2 protein-coding genes are annotated in these 1,337 nt (G+C 38.8%); both read left to right on the top strand.

The window, feature by feature from the left end; genetic code table 11:
• Window positions 1-867 (top strand): aldehyde dehydrogenase family protein (locus VXQ92_RS18290; protein WP_416682762.1); only part of this gene is annotated, 867 nt, incomplete at its 5' end.
• Window positions 864-1,247, top strand: coding sequence for a carboxymuconolactone decarboxylase family protein (locus VXQ92_RS18285; protein WP_416682761.1), 384 nt, complete (start codon window positions 864-866; stop codon window positions 1,245-1,247). The genes VXQ92_RS18290 and VXQ92_RS18285, both read left to right, overlap by 4 nt.
• Window positions 1,248-1,337 lie beyond the last annotated feature (90 nt).

The following is a 1,337-nucleotide window of genomic DNA, read 5'->3' as shown; positions in this document are numbered from 1 at the left end:
CAAGCGGGTGTGCCTGCTGAAATCTTTAGTGTGATTACAGGCGATGCAGCTCATATTGGTGATGCGATTTTTGAAAGTGATGTCGTACGTAAGTTTACTTTTACTGGGTCAACACCAGTTGGCAAAATGTTGCTTGAGCGTTCAGCAAAAACCTTAAAAAAAGTTTCCTTAGAATTGGGTGGCAATGCGCCGTTTATTGTATTTGATGATGCTGATTTAGATGCAGCAATTGAGGGAGCACTCATTGCTAAATTTAGAAATGCAGGGCAAACCTGTGTCTGCGTCAATCGATTCTTAGTGCAGGCGGGCATTTATGAAAAATTTATTGCTGCCTTAAGCCAAAAAATCCAAAACTTTAATATTGGTAATGGATTAGAAGCTGGGCATGACATTGGGCCATTAATTAATGCCAATGCGGTGAAAAAAGTTGAAGCTCATATTCAAGATGCATTAGATAAAAATGGTCGTCTTGTGGTTGGTGGTAAGAAGCATAAAGCGGGTGAATTGTTTTTTGAACCGACACTGATTGCAGATGTTACCGCTGATATGGATGTGGCAACTCAAGAAACGTTTGGTCCACTGGCAGCCGTATTTAAATTTGAAACCGAGCAACAAGCCGTTGAAATGGCAAATGCAACTGAATTTGGTTTAGCTGCATATTGTTATACCAAAGATTTAGGCCGTGCTTGGCGAATGAGTGAACAGCTTGAATATGGCATGGTCGGAATTAATAAAGGCCTTATTTCAAATGAAGTTGCACCGTTTGGTGGAATTAAACAGTCTGGTTTAGGGCGTGAAGGTTCTAAATACGGTATTGAAGATTATCTGGAAATTAAATACACCTTGTTTGGAGGATTGAATATATGAGTAATGAAAAATTTGAAAAGGGTTTAGCAATCCGCAAACAAGTTCTTGGTGAAGAATATGTAAATAATTCAATCAACAATGCCGATGAGTTTAATCTTCCTCTTCAAGAATTAGTCACTGAATATTGCTGGGGAGCTGTTTGGGGGCGTGAAGAATTAAGTAAGCCTGAGCGCAGTTTAATTAACTTGGCAATGATCTCAGCTTTAAATCGTCCGCATGAATTAAAACTACATGTTAACGGTGCACTTCGAAATGGTGTACCTAAAGAGAAAATTCGTGAAGTGCTTTTGCAGGTTGCAATTTACTGTGGCGTCCCTGCTGCTGTAGATAGCTTTCGAATTGCTAAAGAGGCAATTAAAGAGTTTGAATCTGAGCAATAAACGTTGCCTTTGAATAATTAAAAAAAGCCTTGTTCAAGTGGACGAGGCTTTTTTTATTTTAAGCTTATTTGTTCAGTTCAGAGGGTAAAT

Source organism: Acinetobacter sp. 228, from assembly GCF_048147885.1.
This window is presented reverse-complemented; position numbering and strand designations above follow the sequence as displayed.